At 70.1% G+C, this 20,852-nt stretch carries 14 protein-coding genes and 1 pseudogene; 7 read left to right on the forward strand and 8 right to left on the reverse strand.

What is annotated here, in order from left to right:
- Positions 1–13 precede the first annotated feature (13 nt).
- Complete coding sequence (trmB, locus tag IMT31_RS06000; RefSeq protein ID WP_345360175.1) at positions 14–964, forward strand: tRNA (guanosine(46)-N7)-methyltransferase TrmB; 951 nt, start codon at positions 14–16, stop codon at positions 962–964.
- A gap of 145 nt (positions 965–1,109) precedes the next feature.
- The gene (locus IMT31_RS06005; protein WP_413544087.1) at positions 1,110–3,119 is read left to right on the forward strand and encodes a BCCT family transporter; all 2,010 of its coding nucleotides are present in this window, start codon (positions 1,110–1,112) and stop codon (positions 3,117–3,119) included.
- Between the two features lie 69 nt (positions 3,120–3,188).
- On the opposite strand, the gene IMT31_RS06010 is transcribed toward IMT31_RS06005, so the two are convergent.
- The 5 genes and pseudogenes from IMT31_RS06010 to dnaK form a co-directional block, all read right to left on the reverse strand.
- Positions 3,189–4,139 (reverse strand): alpha/beta hydrolase, encoded by a 951-nt coding sequence (locus IMT31_RS06010; protein ID WP_345360169.1) that lies wholly within the window; start codon positions 4,137–4,139, stop codon positions 3,189–3,191.
- Between the two features lie 149 nt (positions 4,140–4,288).
- Positions 4,289–4,636, reverse strand: a pseudogene (locus IMT31_RS06015) (heat shock protein transcriptional repressor HspR); the annotation flags it as partial.
- 56 nt (positions 4,637–4,692) lie between these two features.
- The gene (locus IMT31_RS06020; RefSeq protein ID WP_345360163.1) at positions 4,693–5,700 is read right to left on the reverse strand and encodes a DnaJ C-terminal domain-containing protein; all 1,008 of its coding nucleotides are present in this window, start codon (positions 5,698–5,700) and stop codon (positions 4,693–4,695) included.
- A 61-nt stretch (positions 5,701–5,761) separates the two neighbouring features.
- Positions 5,762–6,523: a nucleotide exchange factor GrpE gene (locus IMT31_RS06025; protein ID WP_345360160.1), complete on the reverse strand. Its 762-nt coding sequence runs from the start codon at positions 6,521–6,523 to the stop codon at positions 5,762–5,764.
- Positions 6,524–6,665: 142 nt separating this feature from the next.
- Positions 6,666–8,558, reverse strand: coding sequence for a molecular chaperone DnaK (dnaK, locus tag IMT31_RS06030; RefSeq protein ID WP_345360157.1), 1,893 nt, complete (start codon positions 8,556–8,558; stop codon positions 6,666–6,668).
- A 382-nt stretch (positions 8,559–8,940) separates the two neighbouring features.
- Between dnaK and IMT31_RS06035 the strand changes: the two genes are divergently transcribed.
- Positions 8,941–9,462, forward strand: a complete 522-nt coding sequence (locus IMT31_RS06035; protein WP_345360154.1) for a DNA starvation/stationary phase protection protein — start codon at positions 8,941–8,943, stop codon at positions 9,460–9,462.
- Positions 9,463–9,537: 75 nt separating this feature from the next.
- Here IMT31_RS06035 and IMT31_RS06040 read toward each other — a convergent pair whose 3' ends face one another.
- The gene (locus IMT31_RS06040) at positions 9,538–11,844 is read right to left on the reverse strand and encodes an MMPL family transporter (RefSeq protein WP_413544088.1); all 2,307 of its coding nucleotides are present in this window, start codon (positions 11,842–11,844) and stop codon (positions 9,538–9,540) included.
- 154 nt (positions 11,845–11,998) lie between these two features.
- Here IMT31_RS06040 and IMT31_RS06045 point away from each other — a divergent pair, with 154 nt between their 5' ends.
- Together IMT31_RS06045 and IMT31_RS06050 are read left to right on the forward strand one after the other, a co-directional pair.
- The gene (locus IMT31_RS06045) at positions 11,999–12,481 is read left to right on the forward strand and encodes a MarR family winged helix-turn-helix transcriptional regulator (RefSeq protein ID WP_345360147.1); all 483 of its coding nucleotides are present in this window, start codon (positions 11,999–12,001) and stop codon (positions 12,479–12,481) included.
- Positions 12,478–14,628 (forward strand): chorismate-binding protein, encoded by a 2,151-nt coding sequence (locus IMT31_RS06050; RefSeq protein WP_413544089.1) that lies wholly within the window; start codon positions 12,478–12,480, stop codon positions 14,626–14,628. Before IMT31_RS06045 ends, IMT31_RS06050 begins: the two co-directional genes overlap by 4 nt.
- Before the next feature lie 24 nt (positions 14,629–14,652).
- Here the strand turns inward: IMT31_RS06050 and cls are convergent, their stop codons facing one another.
- Positions 14,653–16,152, reverse strand: a complete 1,500-nt coding sequence (gene cls / locus IMT31_RS06055) for a cardiolipin synthase (protein WP_345360141.1) — start codon at positions 16,150–16,152, stop codon at positions 14,653–14,655.
- Positions 16,153–16,161: 9 nt separating this feature from the next.
- A complete protein-coding gene (locus IMT31_RS06060; protein WP_345360138.1) occupies positions 16,162–16,743 on the reverse strand; it encodes a TetR/AcrR family transcriptional regulator in 582 nt (193 codons plus the stop codon).
- Between the two features lie 138 nt (positions 16,744–16,881).
- On the opposite strand from IMT31_RS06060, the gene IMT31_RS06065 reads away from it, so the two are divergent.
- Together IMT31_RS06065 and IMT31_RS06070 are read left to right on the forward strand one after the other, a co-directional pair.
- On the forward strand, positions 16,882–19,632 hold the full coding sequence (locus IMT31_RS06065; RefSeq protein WP_413544090.1) for an MMPL family transporter: 2,751 nt from the start codon (positions 16,882–16,884) through the stop codon (positions 19,630–19,632).
- Positions 19,633–19,736: 104 nt separating this feature from the next.
- Entirely contained in the window at positions 19,737–20,852 is a 1,116-nt protein-coding gene (locus IMT31_RS06070; RefSeq protein ID WP_413544091.1) for an aminotransferase class IV, read from the forward strand.

Genomic DNA, 20,852 nt, shown 5'->3' on the forward strand with positions numbered 1-20,852 from the left:
CCTTGAGGTCCTGATGAGCAGCGAGCACCCCCACCCCGATTCCCCTGATCCCGCCGGAGCGCAGCATGCCCACGGCCACAACCACCGGCCTGATCCGGAGCTGTACCGCACCGAGCCGGTGTCGTTCGTGCGTCGCGGAGACCGGCTGACCACCCGCCGGCAGAAGACGTGGGACCGGGCCGCCGGGAGTTACATCGTGGACGTGCCCCGGGACCGCGCCACCACCTCCGTGGCCGAGGGCACCCGGATCGACTGGACGCAGGTCTTCGGCCGCAGGGCCCCTCTCGTGGTGGACATCGGCTCCGGACTGGGCGAGTCCACGGTGCAGGGCGCCATGGACCACCCGGACTGGGATCTCATCTCCGTGGAGGTCTACACCCCCGGCCTGGCCGCGCTGCTGGTACAGGTCGAGGACCGGGAGCTGGGCAACGTGCGCGGCGTGCAGGCCAACGCGCCGGAGGTCCTGGACAAGCTGTTGCCGGCCGGCGGGGTCCAGGAGGTCTGGGTGTTCTTCCCGGACCCCTGGCACAAGACGCGCCACCACAAGCGTCGATTGGTCTCCCCCACCTTCGCCGACCGCGTGGCCCGGGTCCTGGCCTCCGGCGGCGTCCTCCGCCTGGCCACCGACTGGTCCAGCTACGCCGTGCACATGCGCGAGGTCATGGATGGCCACCCCGAGTTCGAGAACGCACACCCGGGCCGCGCCGCCGGACCCGAATCACCGCTGACCCGAGTGCGCCTGGAGGGCCGGGAACTCCAGGTCGGAGCACAACCGGTGGCCCCGCGCGCCGGGACCCTGCGGGCCGGCGTCAGCGAGGCGACTGCGGGTGCCACATCCCAGGATCCGGTGGACCACCGCGGCGGCTGGGCACCACGGTTCGAGGGGCGCCCGCTGACGAGCTTCGAGGCCAAGGCGCTCAACGCGGGGCGGCTCGTCTTCGACCTCACCTACCGCCGGCGCTGAACCGGACGCGCCGGTAGCCTTTGCACCCTGGGCGTCTTCGGAGGATACTGATAGGCCAAATCATCCACCGGCCTCTACCCAGGGCGCCACCGTTGCGCCCGGTTGTGGCGCGGTGCCCTGGGCTGGTCACAACGATTGGACCTCGGTGCCTGACACCACACCCTCCACCGCCCAACCAGATCCCACCGCCAGTCCCACCGCCAGCGGCGACGCCGGCCCCGCCGGCAACTCTGGGGCCGTCGGCCTGTACCCCCATGACATCCACCCCGGACTGGTTCCGGGGATCGGCGTGGACGAGCAGCGCAACCGCTTCGGTCTGGACAAGGTCGTCTTCGGGGTCACGGGCCTGCTGATCGTCGGCTTCGTGGCCTGGGGGGTCATCTCTCCGGAGTCGGTCTCCGAGGTGTCCGCGACGGCCTTCGGCTGGTCCATGATCAACGCCGGCTGGTTGCTGAACACCACGGCGATCGTGGCCCTGGGCGCCATGCTCTACATCGGTTTCAGCCGCTTCGGCAAGATCCGCCTGGGCCGTGACGACGAGGAGCCCGAGTTCTCCCGGTTCTCCTGGGTGGCCATGATGTTCGGCGCCGGAATCGGGGTGGGGATCTTCTTCTTCGGTCCCTCCGAGCCGCTGTCCCACTTCCTCTCCCCTCCCCCGGACACGGTGGAGGCCGCCACGGACGCGGCCGTGCATCAGTCCCTGGCGCAGTCACACTTCCACTGGGGACTGCACGCCTGGGCCATGTACTCCCTGGTGGGCGGCGCCATCGCGTACGCCTCCTACCGCCGCGGCCGAGTGCCGCTGGTCAGCTCCGTGTTCCGCACCCTGTTCGGCGCCCGTCAGACGGACGGCTTCGCGGGCAAGGTGGTGGACATCTTCGCCATCATCGCCACCCTGTTCGGCACCGCAGCCACCCTGGGTCTGGCCGCCATCCAGATCGGCGAGGGGGTTCAGATCGTCGCCGGGGTCGGGACGCTGGGCAACAACGGGCTGATCATCATCCTCGGGATCCTGACGCTGGCCTTCATCGTCAGCGCCGTGTCCGGCGTGGCCCGCGGCATCCGCTACCTGTCCAACGTCAACATCCTGATGACCCTCGGCCTGGTCCTGTTCGTGTTCGTCACCGGGCCCACCCTGTTCCTGCTGAACCTGTTGCCCTCTGGTGTCATGGAGTACGCGGACGAGATGTTCTCCATGATGGGCAAGTCACTGTCCTGGGGCGAGGACTCGGTGGAGTTCCAGTCCATCTGGACGGGGTTCTACTGGGCCTGGTGGATCGCCTGGACCCCGTTCGTGGGCGTGTTCCTCGCCCGCATCTCCCGCGGCCGGACGCTGCGTGAGTTCGTGCTGGTGGTCATGGGTGTGCCCACCTCCATCCTGATCTTCGCCTTCACCATCTTCGGCGGTGCCGCCATCTGGATGAACCGCAACGGCGTCGAGGGGATGGACGGTGAGGCCTCCGCGGAGTCGCTGCTGTTCTCCCTGTTCGGGCAGCTGCCGCTGGCGCAGATCACCCCATTCATCGTGATCGCCGTGCTGTCCATCTTCTTCATCACCTCGGCGGACTCCGCATCCGTGGTGATGAGCACCATGTCCTCCCGCGGCAACCCCGAGCCCAACAAGTTCGTGGTCGTCTTCTGGGGCCTGTGCATGATGGGCATCGCCGTGGTCATGCTGCTGGTCGGCGGGGAGACCATCCTGACCGGGCTGCAGAACCTGACCATCCTGATCGCGCTGCCGTTCGCGGTGATCCTGCTGCTGATGGTGGTGGCGTTCCTGCGGGACCTGTCCACGGACCCCTGGGCGATCCGCCGCGACTATGCACGCACGGCCATCTCCAATGCCGTGCGGCGCGGCATCGAGGAGCACGGGGACGACTTCGAGCTCTCCGTCCGCGAGGCCCCCGAGGGCCGCGGTGCCGGCGCCGACTTCGACTCCACGGCGGACCAGGTCACCGAGTGGTACCAACGCACCGATGAGGAGGGCCAGCCCGTGGAGTACGACTACGAGACCGGCACCTACGCCGACGGCTGGACCCCCGAGGGCGGCGACGGCGTTGACGGCGCCGATGCCACCGACGAGTCCGCGGCCGTGGCCGACGGGGCGGAGGGCCCGGGTAGGACCGGCGACGGGAAGGCCACCCCGAACTCCTGACCTCTCTCCCAGCACGGTGCGGGCGGACCGGTCATCTCCGCCCGCTCAGTGTTTCTGGGGTCGTCAGGGTCAGTCGAGGGGGAGACCGGCGGTCGCCCGGGCGGCCCAATGCAGCGAGGCCGTGCCGACGTCCCGGTAGCCATGGCCGCGCCCGAACAGTCCGGCGCCGGGACGGTGCCGGGAGGTGTTGTGCCCCACCACCCCTGCGAGGCGCCGCCGCTCGTCCGCACGCACGTCCAACCGGGTCGCCGGTTCCCACGGACGGCGCCGGGACAGCCACAGCCCGGCGCGGGACAGGTAGTCGGTCTCCGCGAGTGCGGAGAAGACCTGGTCCTCCCTCAGCCCGAGAGCCCCGGGGGCCCCGGCCAGCTCCCGCGGAAGGCCCACGGCCCCGGAGACCACGAGGGCGTCCAGGCTCAGCGGCGGCTCGCGCCGTTGGAGGATCTGCAGGGCGCGGGCGGCCACCAGGGTCCCGTAGGAGTGGGCCTCCAGCGCGGTGTACGGCCGCGGCCCGGCGAGGCGGTCCCGGTAGTTGAACCATCCCTCCACGTGGCGGGCGAGCCGGGCTCCGCCGCGCAGGGCGATGCGGCCGGTCAGGGCGCCCCACGGGCCCGGCGGGTGGTATCCGAGCCAGGCCACCACGCAGGGCCGCTCTGCCCCGGCTTCCTGCTGCGCGGCCCACAGCTGACCGGCCTCCCGGACGGATCCCCACATGGCGGTGTGCACGAAGATCCCCATGCCGGAGACCTGCCAGGTCATCTGGGTGGCGTTCTCGGGCTCGCCGACGGCCACCACGGCGGACGGCGGGACCCGCACCGACCCCAGGTCATAGGCCAGCAGTTGCCGTTCGGGGTACGCCCGGTTCATCGAGTCCGGCTTCAGGGCGTGGACCAGGCCGTCCAGAGCGGACCTCTGGCGCGGCCCCAGCGTGGACCGGCGACGCTGATCCTCCCGCAGCCGTTCGCGGACGTCCCGGCGTTCCACAGCACTCCACATGTTCTGGGCCGAGGACCCCTTCATCCACGGCGTCTGCGGGTCCGGGGCTCCTGAGGCCCCCGCCCCGGCGCGGGGCCGGTGGTGATCTCGAAGATCCCGGGAGCGGCCCCGAGGACCCCGGCCGGACGGCGCCAGCGTGCGGCGCGCCGGGCCCGCTCCACGGTGGCCGCCGTCTCCTCCCGGGCACGGGACCGTTGGCTGGACGTCTCCGAGCCGGCGTCGAAGGTGGTGGTCACGTCTCCGGCCGCACCCGCGGTGAACACCCGCGGGTACCGGGTGAAGGCCTGGAAGGCCTGAATCTGGCCGGCGAGCTCGGCCACGGTGTTCTGGAGCTGCTCCACCTCGGACTGCAGGTCCACGATCCGCCGGATCCCCTCGAGGGAGACACCCTCCCGGCTCAGCTGCTGGATGGTGCGCAGCCGGTCCACATCCTGACGCGAGTAGCGGCGTTGGCGGCCGCCCTGACGCTGCGGCACCACGAGCCCGATCCGGTCATACTGCCGCAGCGTCTGTGGGTGCATGTCCGCGAGCTCGGCGGCCACCGAGATCACGTAGACCGGATCCTCCCAGAAGGTGGTCACAGCCGGGCCTTGTCCGCCAGCCCCGCCCTCGGATGGTGACCGGCCGAGGCGGCCGCGAAGGCCTCCACGGCAGCGCGGGCCTCCTCAGACAGCTCGGTGGGCACCTCGACCTGCAACTCGACCAGCAGATCGCCGGTGGCCTTGGACGTCTTCACGCCCCGGCCCTTGACGCGCAACACGCGCCCCGAGGACGAGCCGGCCGGGACCTTGACCCTGACGGAGCCGTCCACCGTGGGTACCTCGATCGTGGCCCCCAGGGCGACCTCGCCGAAGGTGACGGGCACCTCGACCCGCAGGTTCAGTCCGTCCCGGTGGAAGAACGGATGGTCCTTGACGTGGACCGTCACCATGAGGTCGCCGGGGCCAGCAGACCCCGGGGACCCCTTGCCGCGGGCCCGGACCTTCTGCCCGTCCTTGATGCCGGCCGGGACGCGGACGTCGATGACCTCGCCGTCCGCCGCCCGCAGCGAGATGGTGGTGCCGCGGATGGCCCCGGCAAAGGAGATCGACGTGCTGGCCGTACGGTCCGCGCCCTTGCTGGGCGCACCATAGCCTCCGAAACCCCCTCGGCCCCCGCCCTGGCCTCCGAAGCCGCCGAACAGGTCCGCGAACTCGGGCGGGAGATCCCCGGCACCTGCCCCAGCGCCGCGGGACCGGCCGCCGGTGTTGAACAGGCCACCGAACATGTCCTCGAAGCCACCGGCCCCGCCGGCCCCTGCTCCGGAGCCAGAGCCGGAACCGGACCCCGGCGCCGAGAACCGGGCCCCGGAACCCATGGCCCGGATGGCATCGTACTGCTGGCGCTCCTCCGGGTCGGAGAGCACCGAGTTGGCCTCGGTGACCTCCTTGAACTTGGTCTCGGCGGCCGTGTCACCGGGATTCTGGTCCGGGTGGTACTTGCGGGCCAGTTTGCGGTAGGCCTTCTTGATGTCCGCTTCCGAGGCGTCCTTGGAGACACCGAGGGTGGCGTAGAAGTCCTTGTCCACCCAATCCTGTGAGGCCATGGTGCCTCCTTTCCTGTGGCGTTCGGGATACCCGGGGCACGCGGGACGCGCCCGGTGAGGGTCAGTCCTCCCCGGCGGAGACCATCACCTGGGCGGCCCGCAGCACGCGCTCGGCGCGGACGTAGCCGTTGCGGAAGACCTGGACGATGTGCTCCTCCGGGACCTCGGCGTTCGGCTGGCGGATCACCGCCTCGTGGTGCATGGGGTCGAAGGGCTGTCCGGCCAGCGCCTCCTGGTCATGACGCTCGAGGCCCAGACCGGTGAGCACCGTGTCCAGCTTCGCGGCGATCGCGGCGAACGGCCCGTCGGTGAGGTCACCGGCGGCCCGGGCGGCGTCCACGTCATCCAGCACCGGCAGCAGCGCGGTCAGCACGGACTGGACGGCGCTCTCCTTGGCCACGTCCCGGTCCCGCTCCACGCGGCGCTTGTAGTTCACGAACTCGGCCTGGATGCGCATCAGGTCATTCCGCAGTTCCTCCTCGCGGGCGGTCGCCCCCGCGAGCTCCTCATCCTGAGCGCCGGTGACGCCTGCGTCGGAGGCGTCACCTCCGGCCTCGTTGAGGATCTGCTCGGCCTGGGAGAGCGCGTCTCCGTCCACGGCCTCGCCGCCGTCACCGGTGCCTGCGGCACCCGAGGTGCCGGGGCCGGTGTCGTTCCCCGCCCCTGCCTGGTGGTCGGCGTTGTCCTGGGTGGATTGATCGGCCGGTTCCTCTGGGGAAGGCTGTTCGCGGACCTTACCGGTCATCGGATCGATCCGGCGCTTGTCCTGGAAGCTCACAGGCTCCTCGCGCTCGTGCTCTTCGTCATTACCGTGGTGCGGCATACTCCATCGTCCTTTCCTCCGGTGCCCCGGGGCCGGCCGCCCCTGCCCTGGTGTCAGGTGCAGGAGCGGCCGGCCCGGGTCCGGTGGCCAACCGTGAAGACGGCGGGCCGGGGTGTCAGCTGAGGTGGGTGGTCAGGTGGCCCTACTTGGACTCGCTGTCCTTCGGCTCCTCCTCGTCCACCACCTCGGCATCCACGATGTCCTCGTCCTCGGCGGAGCCGGCGGCCCCGTCAGCAGCGCCCTCGGCACCGGCAGCACCGGCGTCTGCGGCCTGGGAGGCGTACAGGGCCTCGCCGATCTTGGTCTGGGACGCCTGGAGCTTCTCGTAGGCGGCCTTGACCTCCTCGTCGTTGCCGTCCTCGCCCGGCTGCTTCTCCAGGGCCTCCTTGAGGGAGTCGACGTCGGCCTGGACCTCGGTCTTGATGTCCTCCGGGAGCTTGTCCCCGTTGTCCTTGAGGAGCTTGTCCACGGAGTACGCGGTCTGCTCGGCCTGGTTGCGCTGCTCGGCGGCCTCGCGGCGCTTCTTGTCCTCGTCCGCGTGGGTCTCGGCGTCCTTGACCATGCGGTCGATGTCCTCATCGGACAGCGAGGTGCCGCCCGTGATGGTCATGGACTGCTCGGTGCCGGTGCCCTTGTCCTTGGCGGAGACATGCACGATGCCGTTGGCGTCGATGTCAAAGGTGACCTCGACCTGCGGCATGCCGCGCGGGGCCGGGGCGATCCCGGTCAGCTCGAACGTACCCAGCGGCTTGTTGTCCCGGGTGAACTCACGCTCACCCTGGAAGACCTGGATGGACACGGAGGGCTGGTTGTCCTCGGCGGTGGTGAAGGTCTCGGAGCGCTTGGTGGGGATGGCCGTGTTCCGCTCGATCAGCTTGGTCATCACCCCGCCCTTGGTCTCGATGCCCAGGGACAGCGGGGTGACGTCGATCAGCAGCACGTCCTTGCGCTCACCGGCCAGCACGCCGGCCTGCACCGCAGCACCCACGGCGACGACCTCATCCGGGTTCACGCTCTTGTTGGGCTCCTGGCCGCCGGTCATCTCGGTGACCAGCTCGGTCACGGCGGGCATGCGGGTGGAACCGCCCACGAGGACCACGTGATCGATGTCCTTGACGGAGACGCCGGCCTCCTTGATGACATCCTCGAAGGGCTTGCGGGTGCGCTCCAGCAGGTCCGAGGTCAGGTCCTGGAACTTGGCGCGAGAGAGGTGCTCGTCCAGGTGCACCGGGCCGTCCGCGGTCACGGAGAGGTACTGCAGCGAGATGTTGGTGGAGGACGCCGAGGAGAGCTCCTTCTTGGCCTGCTCCGCAGCCTCCTTCAGGCGCTGCAGGGCGATCTTGTCCTTGGACAGGTCGGCGCCCTTGGACTTGGCCTGGGCCAGCAGCCAGTCGACGACCCGCTGGTCCCAGTCGTCGCCGCCCAGGCGGTTGTCACCGGCGGTGGAACGGACCTGGATGGTGGAGAAGGCGTCCTCGTCCTTGCCCACCTCGAGCAGGGAGACGTCGAAGGTGCCGCCGCCGAGGTCGAAGACGAGGATCAGCTCGTCTTCCTTGCCCTTCTCCAGGCCATAGGCCAGAGCCGCCGCGGTGGGCTCGTTGATGATGCGGGAGACGTTCAGGCCCGCGATCTCGCCGGCCTCCTTGGTGGCCTGGCGCTCGGCGTCGTTGAAGTAGGCCGGCACGGTGATGACCGCGTCCGTGACCTTCTCCCCCAGGTAGTCCTCGGCGTCGTGCTTGAGCTTCATCAGGGTGCGCGCGGAGATCTCCTGCGCGGTGTACTTCTTGCCGTCCATCTCCGTGGACCAGTCAGTGCCCATGTGGCGCTTGACGGAGGCGATGGTGCGGTCCGGGTTGTTGACGGCCTGGCGCTTGGCGATCTCGCCGACCAGGACCTCGCTGGACTTGGAGAAGGCCACCACGGAGGGAGTGGTCCGGGATCCTTCTGCGTTGGCGATGACGATCGGGTCGCCACCCTCCAGGACGGACACGACGGAGTTGGTGGTACCGAGGTCAATTCCCACTGCACGGGACATGGGCTGTTCCTTTCCTTCACGGACGGATGATTCTGGGGCTGCAGGAGCCGGACGCCGCGCGATGGCCGTCAACGCCACCGGGAGACCCGGCGGCCGGCCATCTGAGCGTTCAAGACTCAAGGTTTCATGACCGGGCAACCCCTGTCAATCTGCCTTGAGTCAACCCGACTCATGTTTGCATCGCCCAGTACAACCGAGGTGGGCCGAGAATCATTCCCACCCTGCCGTCGTCGGCCACTGTTCTGAACTACTCATAATAAGTGAGGGAAGGCTAAGTTTGCTTGCACGGACATCTTCCGGGTGGTGAGGTGAGAGCATCAACACCGCGGCGCATGAAGAATCCGCAATCCGCGCCGCAGTGACACCACACGAAGGAGTCACCATGGCAGGCAACGAATCCCCCGCGAAGTACACCGTCCCCGGCCTGGAGGTGGAGGACGGCCACCGCGTCGCAGAACTCCTGCAGATGCGCCTGCACGCCCTCAATGACCTGGCACTCACCCTGAAGCACGCCCACTGGAACGTGGTCGGCCCCAACTTCATCGCCGTGCACGAGATGCTCGACCCCCAGGTGGACACCGTCCGCGGCTTCGTGGACGAGACGGCCGAGCGCGTGGCCACCATGGGACTGTCCCCGAAGGGCACCCCGGGCACCATCACCTCCGAGCGCACCTGGGAGGACTACACCGTGGGCCGCGCCGACACCCTGACCCACATCTCCGCCCTGGACAAGGTCTATGACGGCGTCATCGCGGACCACCGCAACGCCATCGATGAGGTCGGCAAGCTCGATCCGATGGCCGAGGACCTCCTGGTGGCCCAGACCCGCGAGCTGGAGCTGTTCCAGTGGTTCCTGCGCTCGTTCCTCTCCACCGCCACCGGGGAGTTGAAGCACCAGGGCTGATCGCGCCAGCCACACCGATCGTGCCGGGTCACAGCGAGAATCGCTGTGGCCCGGCACGATTGCCGTGGCGCCGAGTCACCAACCCCGGGCCGGCCGGGACAACTTCGAGGGCCACCAGACCCTGGCCCCGAGGTCATGGGTCAGCGCGGGAACCACAAGCGAGCGGACCAAGAAGGTGTCCAACAGGACTCCGAAGGCCACGATGAACGCCAGCTGCACCATGAACATCAGCGGGATGACCGCGAGCGCGGCGAAGGTGGCCGCCAGCACGATCCCGGCCGAGGTGATGACGCCGCCAGTCACGGTCAGCGCCTTCAGCACGCCGGCCCGCGTCCCCACCGTGAGAGCCTCCTCGCGCGCCCGGGTCATCAGGAAGATCGTGTAGTCCACCCCGAGGGCCACCAGGAACACGAAGCCGTAGAGCGGCACGGTGGGGTCAGCGCCGGGGAAACCCAGCACGTGGTTGAACACGAGCGCGGAGACGCCCATGGCGGTGCCGAAGCTGACCACGGTGGCCAGCACCAGCAGCACGGGTGCCACCACGGAGCGCAGCAGAGCCATCAGGATGAGGAGCACCACCACGAGCACGAGTGGGATGAGGGTGCGCACGTCAGCCTGCGCCGTGGTGTTGGTGTCCAGGGCGGTGGCGGTGGTCCCGCCCACCAGGATCTCGGGATCCAGCGCGTGCAGGCTCTCCCGGAGCCCGACGACGGCCTGCTCGGCCTCCATGGAGTCCGCCGGGTCCGCAAGGGTCGCCTGCAGGTACACGCGGCCGTCGATCTCAAGGGGTTCGGCCGGCGGACCGCCCTGGCCGGCCCCGGGCGCCCCCTGATCGGCGCCTTCCCCAGGCCCGGCACCGGCCGGTCCCCCGTTCTCGGCCGTGAGGGTGGCGGAGGCCACCCCCTCGGCATCCTGAACCTCCTGGAGCACCTCTTCGGCACGATCCGCGGGGGCGATGATGGCCGCGGGAGCCCCGGTGCCGGCGTCGAAGTGGTCCTCCAACACGACCTGGCCGGCCTTGGCGTCAGTCTCCCCGAGCAGGACGTCCGTCTGGGGCACCCCGCTGGCCTGCAGCTGGGTGATCCCGGCAGCTCCCACGAGCAGCACCGCGGCGGTGGCCATCCAGACGGCGCGCGGCCGCCGGGCCACCAGGGAACCGACCCTGGTCCACACCCCGTGGTTGGACTCGAGTCCGCGAATCGGCGCACCACCGGCATCGACGGGCTGCTGGAACCCGACGCCCTTGCGGGACACGACACCCGGCCGGGGAACGGACGGCCAGAAGGCCGCCCGCCCCACCAGGTAGAGCACCGCCGGCAGGAAGGTCAGGGACGCCGCCCAGGCCAGCACGATCCCGGAGGCCGCGATCGGGCCGAGGGACCGGTTGGAGTTGAGGTCGGAGAAGAGCAGGCACAGCAGAGCGATGGCCACCGTGGCCGCGGAGGCGGTGATGGGCTCGAACGAGCCCTTCCACGCGTTGCGCACGGCCGTGGCGACGCTGGAGTGGACGCGCAACTCCTCACGGTGGCGGGCCACCATCAACAGGGAGTAGTCCGTGGCGGCACCGATGACGAGGATGGAGAGGATGCCCTGCGACTGGCCGTTCAGGGCGATCCACTCCATGGAGGCCATCCAATAGATCGCGAGGATGGCCACGCAGAGGGCTGCCACGGAGTTGAACAGCACCAGTACGGGCAGCAGCACGGACCGGTAGACCAGCACCAGGATGATGAACACCACGGACAGCGCCACGGCCAGCAGGATCCCGTCGATGCCGGCGAAGGCACCGGCCAGGTCCGCCGCGAGTCCAGCCGGGCCGGCCACGTGGATCTGAGCTCCCGCCAGGCCGCCCTCGCCCGCGGTCTCCAGCTGAGTCCCGGCGGTGGCCGCCACACCGCGCAGGTCCTCGACCACCTCGTCCGCCTCCGCGGTCCCTGTCTCGATCAGCGCGATGAACTGCACGGCCTCCCGATCCTCCGACGGCACCGGACCGATCAACTGATCCACCCCGTCCACGGCGCCCAGTTCCTCGCCGAGTTCGGCCAGCGCCTCCATCTCACCCGCCGCACTTCGACCCTCGGAGAGCGCCTGACCCTCCGGCAGGCCGAGGACCACGAGGGCGGGGATCTGATCACCGTCGGTGAACCGGGTCACCCACTCGCCAGCCCGGGTGGACTCGGCGGAGGCGGGCAGGAACGTGGACTGATCATTGGAGGAGACGTCCCCGAGCTTGCCGAAGGTCGGCCCGCCGAGCCCCGTCCCGGCCAACCAGGCCAGGACCAGCAGGACGGCGGCCACCGGTCTCAGCCACGCGGGACCGTTACGGCGTGGGGCGGGAGAGATGGCCTGGGTCTCGGCACGATGGCGGGGCGCGGAAGGCATGAGGCCACCCTAGCCGAATACCTCGACGATCGAGATACTTTGGGGGTCAGCGGCACGTCGAGCCTCAAGCACGTCCTCCACCCCGGCGACAGCGGGAGCCGCCGCCGGGCGGTCAGTAGACTTCTTGGGTCACGATCCGGCGGAAGGAGCCCCCATGACACCACCGGGTGAGCCCCCCGCCGAGCTGCACCAGCTCCTCCAGTCCCTGCGGCACTACGCCGAGGCATCGGACCGCGCTGTGGACGCCGCCGGTCACCGACATGGGGTGCACCGCACCGACCTGCGCGCCCTGACCATCCTGATGCAGCGCCGGGAGGCCGGACTGGACACCAGCCCCACCGACCTCGGCCGGCTGCTGGGCCTGACCTCAGCGTCCACCACGGCCCTCGTGGACCGGCTGGTGTCCAACGGCCACGCGCGGCGCAGCCCGTCCACCACGGACCGGCGCCGGGTCAGCGTCACCCACACGCAGACGGCTGCCGAGGACGGGAGCCGGATCTTCGTTCCCCTGTCCCGGCACCTGGCCGCCCACCTCTCCGGATTCACCCCGGACCAGATACTGGCTGCGTGTCAGGTCCTCGCCGCGGCCACAGACGCCCTGAACACCTTTGAGCCCCCCGCGGACGGCCCGGCATGAACCCAGCACCCACTCCCCTGATCCTGGCGATCGACGGCCGCTCCGGAGCCGGGAAGACCTCACTCGCCGTGGAGACGGCGGCCCTGCTGCGTCCCCACCTGAGCGTGTCCGTGTTCCACCTCGACTCCGTGTACCCCGGGTGGGACGGGCTCGCCGCGTCCCTCCCCGGCTACGTCCAGGACGTCGTCTCACCGCTGTCCGCCGGCCGCCCCGCCCATTGGCGGTGGTGGGACTGGACCACCGGCGCACCGGGCGCTGCGGACGTCACTGCCCCGGCCGACGTCGTGATCCTGGAGGGCGTGGGCGCCGGGCACCGACAGGCCAGACCGCACATGCACGCCGTGGCCTGGGTGGCCATGGAGGACGCTGAGCGCAAGCGGCGCGCGCTGGACCGTGACGGCGAGACCTTCGCCGCCCATTGGGACCGCTGGGCCTCCCAGGAGGACGAGTACCTCGCGGCCGACGACGTGGCGGATGCCGCGTGGCTGACGGTGGACGGCCACGCCGCTGCCCCTTCGGCGGCCGCCGATCTCGTGGAGGGGTTGCGCTCCCTGCCCGGGTGGGACGCCGCCCTGGCCCTGGTGCCCGCCCCGGGGCCGGACCGCTGGGCACACCGCACACTGCCCACCGCAGTGGATCCGCGGGCACTGTTCGCCGCGTCCGGCGGCCCGGATGCGGCGACGGCCCTGCTGCTGGAGAGCTCGGACCGTGACGTCACGCCCGCCCTGGAGCGCAGCCGACACTCGCTCATCGGGCTCGCGACGGGCGCCTCCCCGCGCGCCGAGCACCGGGCCGGCACCACCACCGTCCAGGGCGGTCACGTCATGGTGCGCCGGCCGGGCGGGTTCTTCCCGTGGCTGGCTACCGTCTGGCCGGATTCGGAAGAAGGCCAAGGATCCGGGCCCGGCCCCTTCCGGCCCGGATGGATGGGCTGGATCGGCTACGGCATCAAGCGGGAGGCCGGCTCCCCGGACGGCGCCTCCGCTCCGGAGGCCCCGCAAGCCGCCGGTGCCCAGCACACTCCACCCGAGGCTCTGCTGTTCCGGCCCGGACGCGGAGCCGCGGTGGACCACGTGGCCGGGACCACCGTGCTGTACTGGCGCGCCGATGATCCGGACGGTCCGGACTGGGCGGACCGGACCGTGCACGATCTGGAATCCGCCGCACCTCCGACCTCCCCGACACCCCCAGCGCCCGGGGCGCCGGCCGCGCCGCCCCCTCCGACGTTCACCCTGCGGGATTCCCGAGCGGAGTACCTGGCCAAGATCCGCACGGCCCAGGACGAGATCGTGGAGGGCAACACCTACGAGGTCTGCCTGACGACCCAGCTCGAGGCCACCACGGAGGACTTCGACGGCTGGTCCACCTATCAACGCCTCGCGGGCGCGAACCGGGCCCCGTTCACCCTGTACCTGCGCGCGGAGGCGGGGGCCGGCGCAGGGCAGGGAGCGGAGATCCTCTCCACGAGTCCTGAGCGATTCCTCTCGGTCTCCTCCGTGGCGGCCGGCAGCTGGCTGGTGACCGAGCCCATCAAGGGGACGCGTCCGCGCGGGGGCACCGACGCCGAGGACCGCGCCCTGGCCGCGGAGCTGGCGGCCTCCGTCAAGGACCGGGCCGAGAACATCATGATCACGGACCTGGCGCGCAACGACCTCTCCCGCTTCGCCGTCCCCGGCACCTTGGCCACCACGAGGGTGTGTGCCATCGAGTCATATCCGACCGTGCACCAGATGGTCTCCACGGTCACGGCGCAACTGGAGCCGGGGGTGCCGCGGGCGGACGCCCTGGCCGCGGCCTTCCCGCCCGGCTCCATGACGGGGGCGCCGAAGATCTCCACCATGGACCTGCTGGAGCGGCTGGAGGCGGGCCCGCGCGGGATCTACTCGGGCGTGGCCGGCTACCTCTCCGCGGACGGGGCCGCGGACCTCAATGTGCTGATCCGGACGCTGGTCGCGGTCCCGGTCCCGGCGGACCAGCTGGCTCCGGGCACTGCAGCGGCCGGTCCCGGCGCGCACGCCACGCACCTCTCGCTCGGCGTGGGCGGAGCGATCACCGCCGACTCAGACCCGGAGGAGGAATGGGACGAGGTGCGCACCAAGGCCCACGGGGTGTTGCGCGTGCTCGGCTCGGCGTTCCCGGATGCCTGACACCGGACGCAGGACGCCGGACGGCTACTGGAGCGCCGAGGTGAGCCGGAAGACGTTGTCCACCCAGCGCTGCGCCCGCGGCCGGGCCCGCCACTGCTCCTTGGTCAGCTCCTCGGACACCTCGCGGTACTGGTCGATCACCGGCTGCAGCGCCTCCACCACCTCGGAGCCCACCGTGAGCACGGAGACCTCCATGTTCAGGGAGAAGGAACGCATGTCCATGTTGGACGAGCCGAAGACCGCCACGTCCTGGTCGATGGTGAACAGCTTGGAGTGCAGCACGTTGGGGTCCGGGTAGCGGTAGATGCGGATGCCGGCGTCCAGCAGCGCGTCATAGTAGGACTGTTGGGCGTGGTGGACCATGAACTGATCCGCCTTGCGGCACACGAACAGCTCCACCTCCACACCCCGCTGGGCCGCCGTGGTCAGGGCGTAGAGCATGGAGTCGTCAGGGACCAGATACGGCGAGACCACCACGAGGTGCTCGCGGGCCGAATAGAACAGGTGGTTGAACAGGCGCAGGTTGTTCTCGTTGGCGAACCCCGGCCCGGAGGGGACGACCTGGCCGATGCTGCCCTCATCGATCTCGAACTCGGCGGGGTCCGGCTCCCGGAACTTGCCCTCCAACTCGTCGCCGGTCTCCGCGTACCAGTCGGTGACGAACACGATGTCCAGTGAGGCGACCAGGGGGCCGGTCACCCGGGCCATCAGGTCCACCCATTCGCGGCCCATCCGGTGGGCAGAGGCCTTCTTGTATCCGGGTTCGATGAGGTTCTGCGATCCGGTGTAACCGACCAGACCGTCCACCACCAGGATCTTGCGGTGATTGCGCAGGTCCGGTCGCTGATACTTGCCCCGCAGCGGCTGCACCGGCATGGTCAGGTGATACTCGAGACCGGCCGCGTCCAACCGGCGCCGTATCTGCCGATAACCCCTCACCCGCATCGAGCCGATGTGGTCGAAGAGGATCCGCACCGTCACACCCCGGGCATGGGCCCGCTCCAGCGCGTCCAGAACCGTGGAGGAGTACCCCTGCCGATCCTCCGGATCGTCCGCGAGGATGTAGAAGATCACGTGCACGTAATCCTGGGCGCGGTCGATCTCCTCGGCCATCCTCCGCATGGACTCGCGGTAGTCGGTGATGAACTCGAAGCCGTTGCCGTCCAGCATCGGGAAACTCGTCAGGTTTCGGGTCAGCCGAGCCGCCGAGACCACATACCGCGGGGCCATACCGGCGTCATTGGGTAGCCGGAGGTGGCCCGTGGCCTGCCCCAGCGCCTCATTGACCGCCTTCTGCCGGGACCGGCGTTGCCCGCCGAGCCGGAAGGATCCCAGCAGCAGGAACAGCACGAGGCCGGGCAGGGGGAGGAAGAAGATGATGAGCAGCCAGGCCATCGCCACGGCGGGACGGCGGCCGCCGGGGACGATGCCCAACAGCAGCACTCGGATGCCGACGTCGACGATCCAGAAAGCCACGGTCAGCCAGAAGGGGTAGGAGCCGAACTCGGCAACAGGCCAGAGCATCACCCCAGCTTACGGTGAGCGGGGAACCACCAGGTCCAGCAGTTGATCGATCCACTCGGCCGTCAGTGGCCGGGCGAACATCACATGCAACAGCAGAGAGGCGCCCATGGCCTCCGCGAGGAAATCCGGCTTCGCAGCCAGCTCCCCGGGCCGGGCGGCATCATGAGCCCCGAATCGGGCGTCCAGACCGCTCATGATGGGTTGGATCAGGGCCTCGTGGATGGCGGAGGAGGTCTCGCTGGCTGAGGTCAGGGCGGACATGATGGCCTGTAACAGTCGGGACATCTCGGGTGCCTCGATCTCGGCCTTGAGTCCCAGCAGCCATTCGCGCAGATCGCCGCGGAGGTCCCCCGTGTCTGCCGGTGCGGCCAGCGGTGCCTGCAGGTACCCCTCCGCCAGGGCCTCGACCACCACGCTGGCCTTGGAGCCCCACCAGCGGTAGATGGTCTGCTTGCCCACCCCGGCGGAGGCGGCGATCCCCTCGATGGTGAGGTCCTCATAGCCCCCATCCACCAACAGCCCCGCGGTGGCCTTCAGCACGGCCAATCGTGACTTCTCGCTGCGCGGCCGGCCGCGGTGCTCCACGCTCACTGGCGTTCCTCCCTCGTGATCTCGTCCCCGAATTTCAATACGAGACGTTACGTCTACTATAGTGGTCCGCGGACCTCCTCTGGCCCGCGGATCATCCCGCATGCCGTTTCCACATCATCCCGCAAGGAGAAGCACCGCATGGCCGAACTGCTCTACCGACTCGGATTCGGATCGTCCAGACGCCCTTGGACCGTGATCGGTTCCTGGCTGCTGGTGCTCGCTTTGGCCATCGGCGGACTCCTCGCCTTCGGCGGGACGCTGACCAACTCGATCACCATCCCCGGGACCCCCACGAGCCAGGTCACCGACCGGCTCCAGGAGGAATTCCCCGAGGCGGCCAACGGTGCCGGGACCGTGGTGTTCCGCACGGATGACGGCTCCGATCTGACCGCCGAGCAGGAGCAACAGGTCTCGGATCTGCTCACCGAGGTCGAAGGCATCGAGGGTGTGGACTCCATCCTGGACCCCTTCGCCACGGAGGAGCAGAAGGCCTCCGGCGCGCAGGACCTCGAGGAAGGCCGCGCCGAACTGGAGGAGGGCCGCCAGCAGTTGGAGGACGGCCAGGCACAGCTGGACGAGGCGGTGGCCCAGGCCGAGGACGCCCAGGCACAGCTGGACGCCGGCATCGAACAGCTCGAGGCCGGCCAGGCCCAGCTGGACGAGGCCCGCGCCCAGGCCGAGGCCGCAGGATCCCCGGCCGCCATGATGGCCCAGCTGGAGCAGCAGCAGGCCGCCCTGGACGCCCAGCGGGAGCAATTGGAGGCCGGTCAGGCCCAACTGGACGAGGGCAATGCGGAGATCGAGTCCAACCAGGCCACCCTGGACTCCTCCGCCACCGAGATCCAGGACGGCGAGACCGAGCTGGCCCAGGGCGAACAGATGCTGGCCCTCACCGAGCACTACTCCACGGTCTCCGAGGACGGCACCACGGCCGTCGGCTCCGTCACGTTCACCGCCCCCATGCTGGAGATCGACCAGGCGGTGAAGGACGAGGTCGTGGCCACCCTGACGGACGCCGACCTCAGCGGCGTGGAGGTCCTGCCCGCCAATGACCTCTCCCAGGCCATCCCCTCGATCGTCGGCCCTGCCGAGGTGGTCGGACTGGTGATCGCCGCCATCGTGCTGTTCATCATGCTCGGCACCATCGTGGCCGCCGGCCTGCCGATCCTCACCGCGCTGATCGGTGTGGGCATCGGTGCCGCCGGCGCCCTGGCCTTCTCCGGCCTGATCGACATGCTCTCCGTGACCCCGGTGCTGGGCCTCATGCTCGGCCTGGCCGTGGGCATCGACTACGCCCTGTTCATCATCAACCGGCACCGCCGCCAGCTGAAGGACGGCGTGGCCCTGCACGAGTCCATCGGCCTGGCCACCGGCACCTCCGGCAACGCCGTGGTGTTCGCCGGCCTGACCGTGGTCGTCGCCCTGTCCGCCCTGAACGTCACCGGGATCCCGTTCCTGGGTCTGATGGGCACCGTGGGCGCCGTCTGTGTGACCCTCGCGGTGCTGATCGCCATCACCCTGCTGCCGGCCCTGCTGGGCCTGGCCAAGCACCGGGTGCTCTCGAAGAAGGAGCGCGCCGCGGCCGACGCCATGGTGGCGGCAGCCACCAGAACCGTCGGCACCGGCAAGCACACTGCCTCCCCGCAGGAGGTGGAGGCCTCCCGGCCTGCCGCGCGCACCGCCCCGAAACCGATGTCCAACCTGCGCGCCGTGCTGACCTCCGTGGTGTCCGTCGCCGTGCTGGCCGTCATCGCCATCCCGTTCTTCTCCATGCGGCTGGGCCTGCCGGACGGCGCCTCGGAGCCCCCCGAGTCCGCGAGCCACCAGGCGTACCAGACCATCGGCGAGAAGTTCGGCGAGGGTCGCAACGGCCCACTCGTGGTGACCGCAGACCTGCCCGAGGGCCTGAGCGACTCCGAGATCACGGACCAGCAGATCGCTGTGGCGCAGGAGCTGCAGGACGTGGACCACGTGACCTCCGTGGTCCCTGCCGCCGTCTCCGAGGACAACGGCATGGCCATGTTCCAGGTCATCCCCGCCGAGGGGCCGAATGCCGTCTCCACCGAGGAGCTGGTGCACACCCTGCGCGCCTCAGACCTGTCCGAGGCCGGACTGCAGGCCGAGAACCTCGCGGTGGCCGGCAACACCAGCGGGTTCGTGGACGTGGCCGAGAAACTCGCCGACGCCCTGCCGCTGTACCTGGGCGTCGTCGTCGGACTGTCCCTGATCATCATGGTGGTGGTGTTCCGCTCACTGCTGGTGCCCCTCGTGGCCACGGGCGGGTTCATCCTCTCGGCCTTCGCCTCGATGGGCGGTGTGGTGGCCATCTACCAGTGGGGCTGGTTGGCACCGATCTTCCAGGTCCACAACCCGGCCCCCATCCTGGCCTTCCTGCCGACCATCCTGGTGGGCGTGCTGTTCGGCCTGGCGATGGACTACCAGTTGTTCGTCTCCTCCGGGATGCGCGAGGCCTACGCCCACGGTTCCCCCGCCAAGGTGGCCGTCCAACAGGGCCTGCACGCCGGGCGGTCCGTGGTGATCGCCGCGGCCATCATCATGATCAGCGTGTTCGGTGGCTTCGTGTTCTCCGAGTCCGCCATGATCCAGCCGATCGGCTTCGGCCTGGCCTTCGGCGTGCTCGTGGACGCGTTCATCGTGCGGCTGCTGCTGGTGCCCTCCCTGATGCACCTCTTCGGGGATGCCGCCTGGTGGCTGCCGAAGTGGCTGGACCGCATCCTGCCGAACGTGGACGTGGAGGGCTCCTCCCTGGAGCGCAGCCACGGCTACTCCGACCCCGAGTTGGCCGCCGCCGACGGTTCCGAGGCAGGTTCCGCGGCGGATGCCGAGTCTGAGACGGAACCCGTAGCGGAGGACTCCGCCCGGGTCTGACCGGCCACCCACCGCGGTCCACCACAGGATCACGGGAAGTCCACAGGATGATGAGGGCGGGGCGCACCATGGGTGCTCCCCGCCCTTCTGCGTAGTCTGGGACCATGCCTGCCACGCCCGCGCCCTCCGCCCCATTCGTCCCCGGCCCCGGGGAGTCCGTCGTCGTCTTCCTGGAGCACTCCGAGCACGACGCAGGCCCGGCCGGCCCCGCGGCTGGCGCCGGTTCCGGTGTTGGTTCCGGGCTGCGTCTCCGGGTGGCCGATCCGCGCCTCCCGGCCCTGCTCGTCACCGACCAGGGGGCGACCCGCGGGGACGGGGTGTTCGAGACCATGACGGCGGTGGCCACGGCCGGCCCGACCGACGCCACAGGGCATCGGGTCCGCAAGGAGGACTCCCACCTGGAGCGGCTGGCCTCCTCCGCCGGGGCCCTCCAGATCCCGATTCCTCCCGCGGAGACCTGGCGCCGTGCGGCAACGGCCGGGCTGCAGGCCTTCGCCCAGGGTTCACCGGGCGCGGATGCCGTGGTCAAGCTGGTGGCCACCCGCGGCCCCGAGGGGGCCCCCGGGGGCGGGCACTACGTGCGGGACGCAGCCGGCGTCGGGCCCCTCCCGGGCACCTACTGGGTGCTCGTCTCCCCCGTCTCCGAGGGGATGGCCGGCGCCCGGGAGCGCGGGCTGAAGGTGCTGCTACTGGACCGAGGGTTCGATTCCGGCATCGCGGAGCGCGCCCCGTGGCTGCTGATGGGCACCAAGTCGCTGAGCTATGCCGTGAACATGGCAGCCCTGCGCCACGCCGCCTCCCAGGGGGCTGATGACGTGATCTTCACGTCCTCGGACGGCAAGGTGCTGGAGGGGCCCACCTCCACGGTGCTGTTGGCCCGGCGCATCCCCCAGCCGGACGGGACGGAGCGCGTGGAGCTCATCACGCCGCTGCGCAGCTCCGGCATCCTGCCCGGGACCTCGCAGGGCACCATCTTCGCCGCCGCCGCGCAGTCCGGGTGGGCACTGGGCTACGGACCGCTGGAGCCCGCCGACCTGTTCGATGCCGACGCCGTGTGGTTGGTCTCCTCCGTGCGCATGGTGGCCCCCGTGACCCACCTGGACGGCGAGGAGCTGCCGCAGGACGCCGGACTCACCGAGCAGCTCAACGCCTTCCTGGCCGAGGACCTCGCCCCGGGCGACCACGGGCCGAACGGGGCGGCCGCGGCTCCCCTCGACTGA

It is taken from the genome of Citricoccus nitrophenolicus (genome assembly GCF_047305825.1).
Lineage (GTDB): Bacteria > Actinomycetota > Actinomycetes > Actinomycetales > Micrococcaceae > Citricoccus > Citricoccus nitrophenolicus.

What these genes read in the sequence shown, in the direction of transcription:
- IMT31_RS06025 (WP_345360160.1), bottom strand. Translation starts at nt 6,523, where the DNA reads ATGCCGCACCACGGTAATGACGAAGAGCACGAGCGCGAGGAGCCTGTG.
- IMT31_RS06070 (WP_413544091.1), top strand. Translation starts at nt 19,737, where the DNA reads ATGCCTGCCACGCCCGCGCCCTCCGCCCCATTCGTCCCCGGCCCCGGG.
- IMT31_RS06050 (WP_413544089.1), top strand. Translation starts at nt 12,478, where the DNA reads ATGAACCCAGCACCCACTCCCCTGATCCTGGCGATCGACGGCCGCTCC.
- IMT31_RS06065 (WP_413544090.1), top strand. Translation starts at nt 16,882, where the DNA reads ATGGCCGAACTGCTCTACCGACTCGGATTCGGATCGTCCAGACGCCCT.
- IMT31_RS06040 (WP_413544088.1), bottom strand. Translation starts at nt 11,844, where the DNA reads ATGCCTTCCGCGCCCCGCCATCGTGCCGAGACCCAGGCCATCTCTCCC.
- dnaK (WP_345360157.1), bottom strand. Translation starts at nt 8,558, where the DNA reads ATGTCCCGTGCAGTGGGAATTGACCTCGGTACCACCAACTCCGTCGTG.
- IMT31_RS06035 (WP_345360154.1), top strand. Translation starts at nt 8,941, where the DNA reads ATGGCAGGCAACGAATCCCCCGCGAAGTACACCGTCCCCGGCCTGGAG.
- IMT31_RS06045 (WP_345360147.1), top strand. Translation starts at nt 11,999, where the DNA reads ATGACACCACCGGGTGAGCCCCCCGCCGAGCTGCACCAGCTCCTCCAG.
- trmB (WP_345360175.1), top strand. Translation starts at nt 14, where the DNA reads ATGAGCAGCGAGCACCCCCACCCCGATTCCCCTGATCCCGCCGGAGCG.
- IMT31_RS06020 (WP_345360163.1), bottom strand. Translation starts at nt 5,700, where the DNA reads ATGGCCTCACAGGATTGGGTGGACAAGGACTTCTACGCCACCCTCGGT.
- IMT31_RS06010 (WP_345360169.1), bottom strand. Translation starts at nt 4,139, where the DNA reads ATGAAGGGGTCCTCGGCCCAGAACATGTGGAGTGCTGTGGAACGCCGG.
- cls (WP_345360141.1), bottom strand. Translation starts at nt 16,152, where the DNA reads ATGCTCTGGCCTGTTGCCGAGTTCGGCTCCTACCCCTTCTGGCTGACC.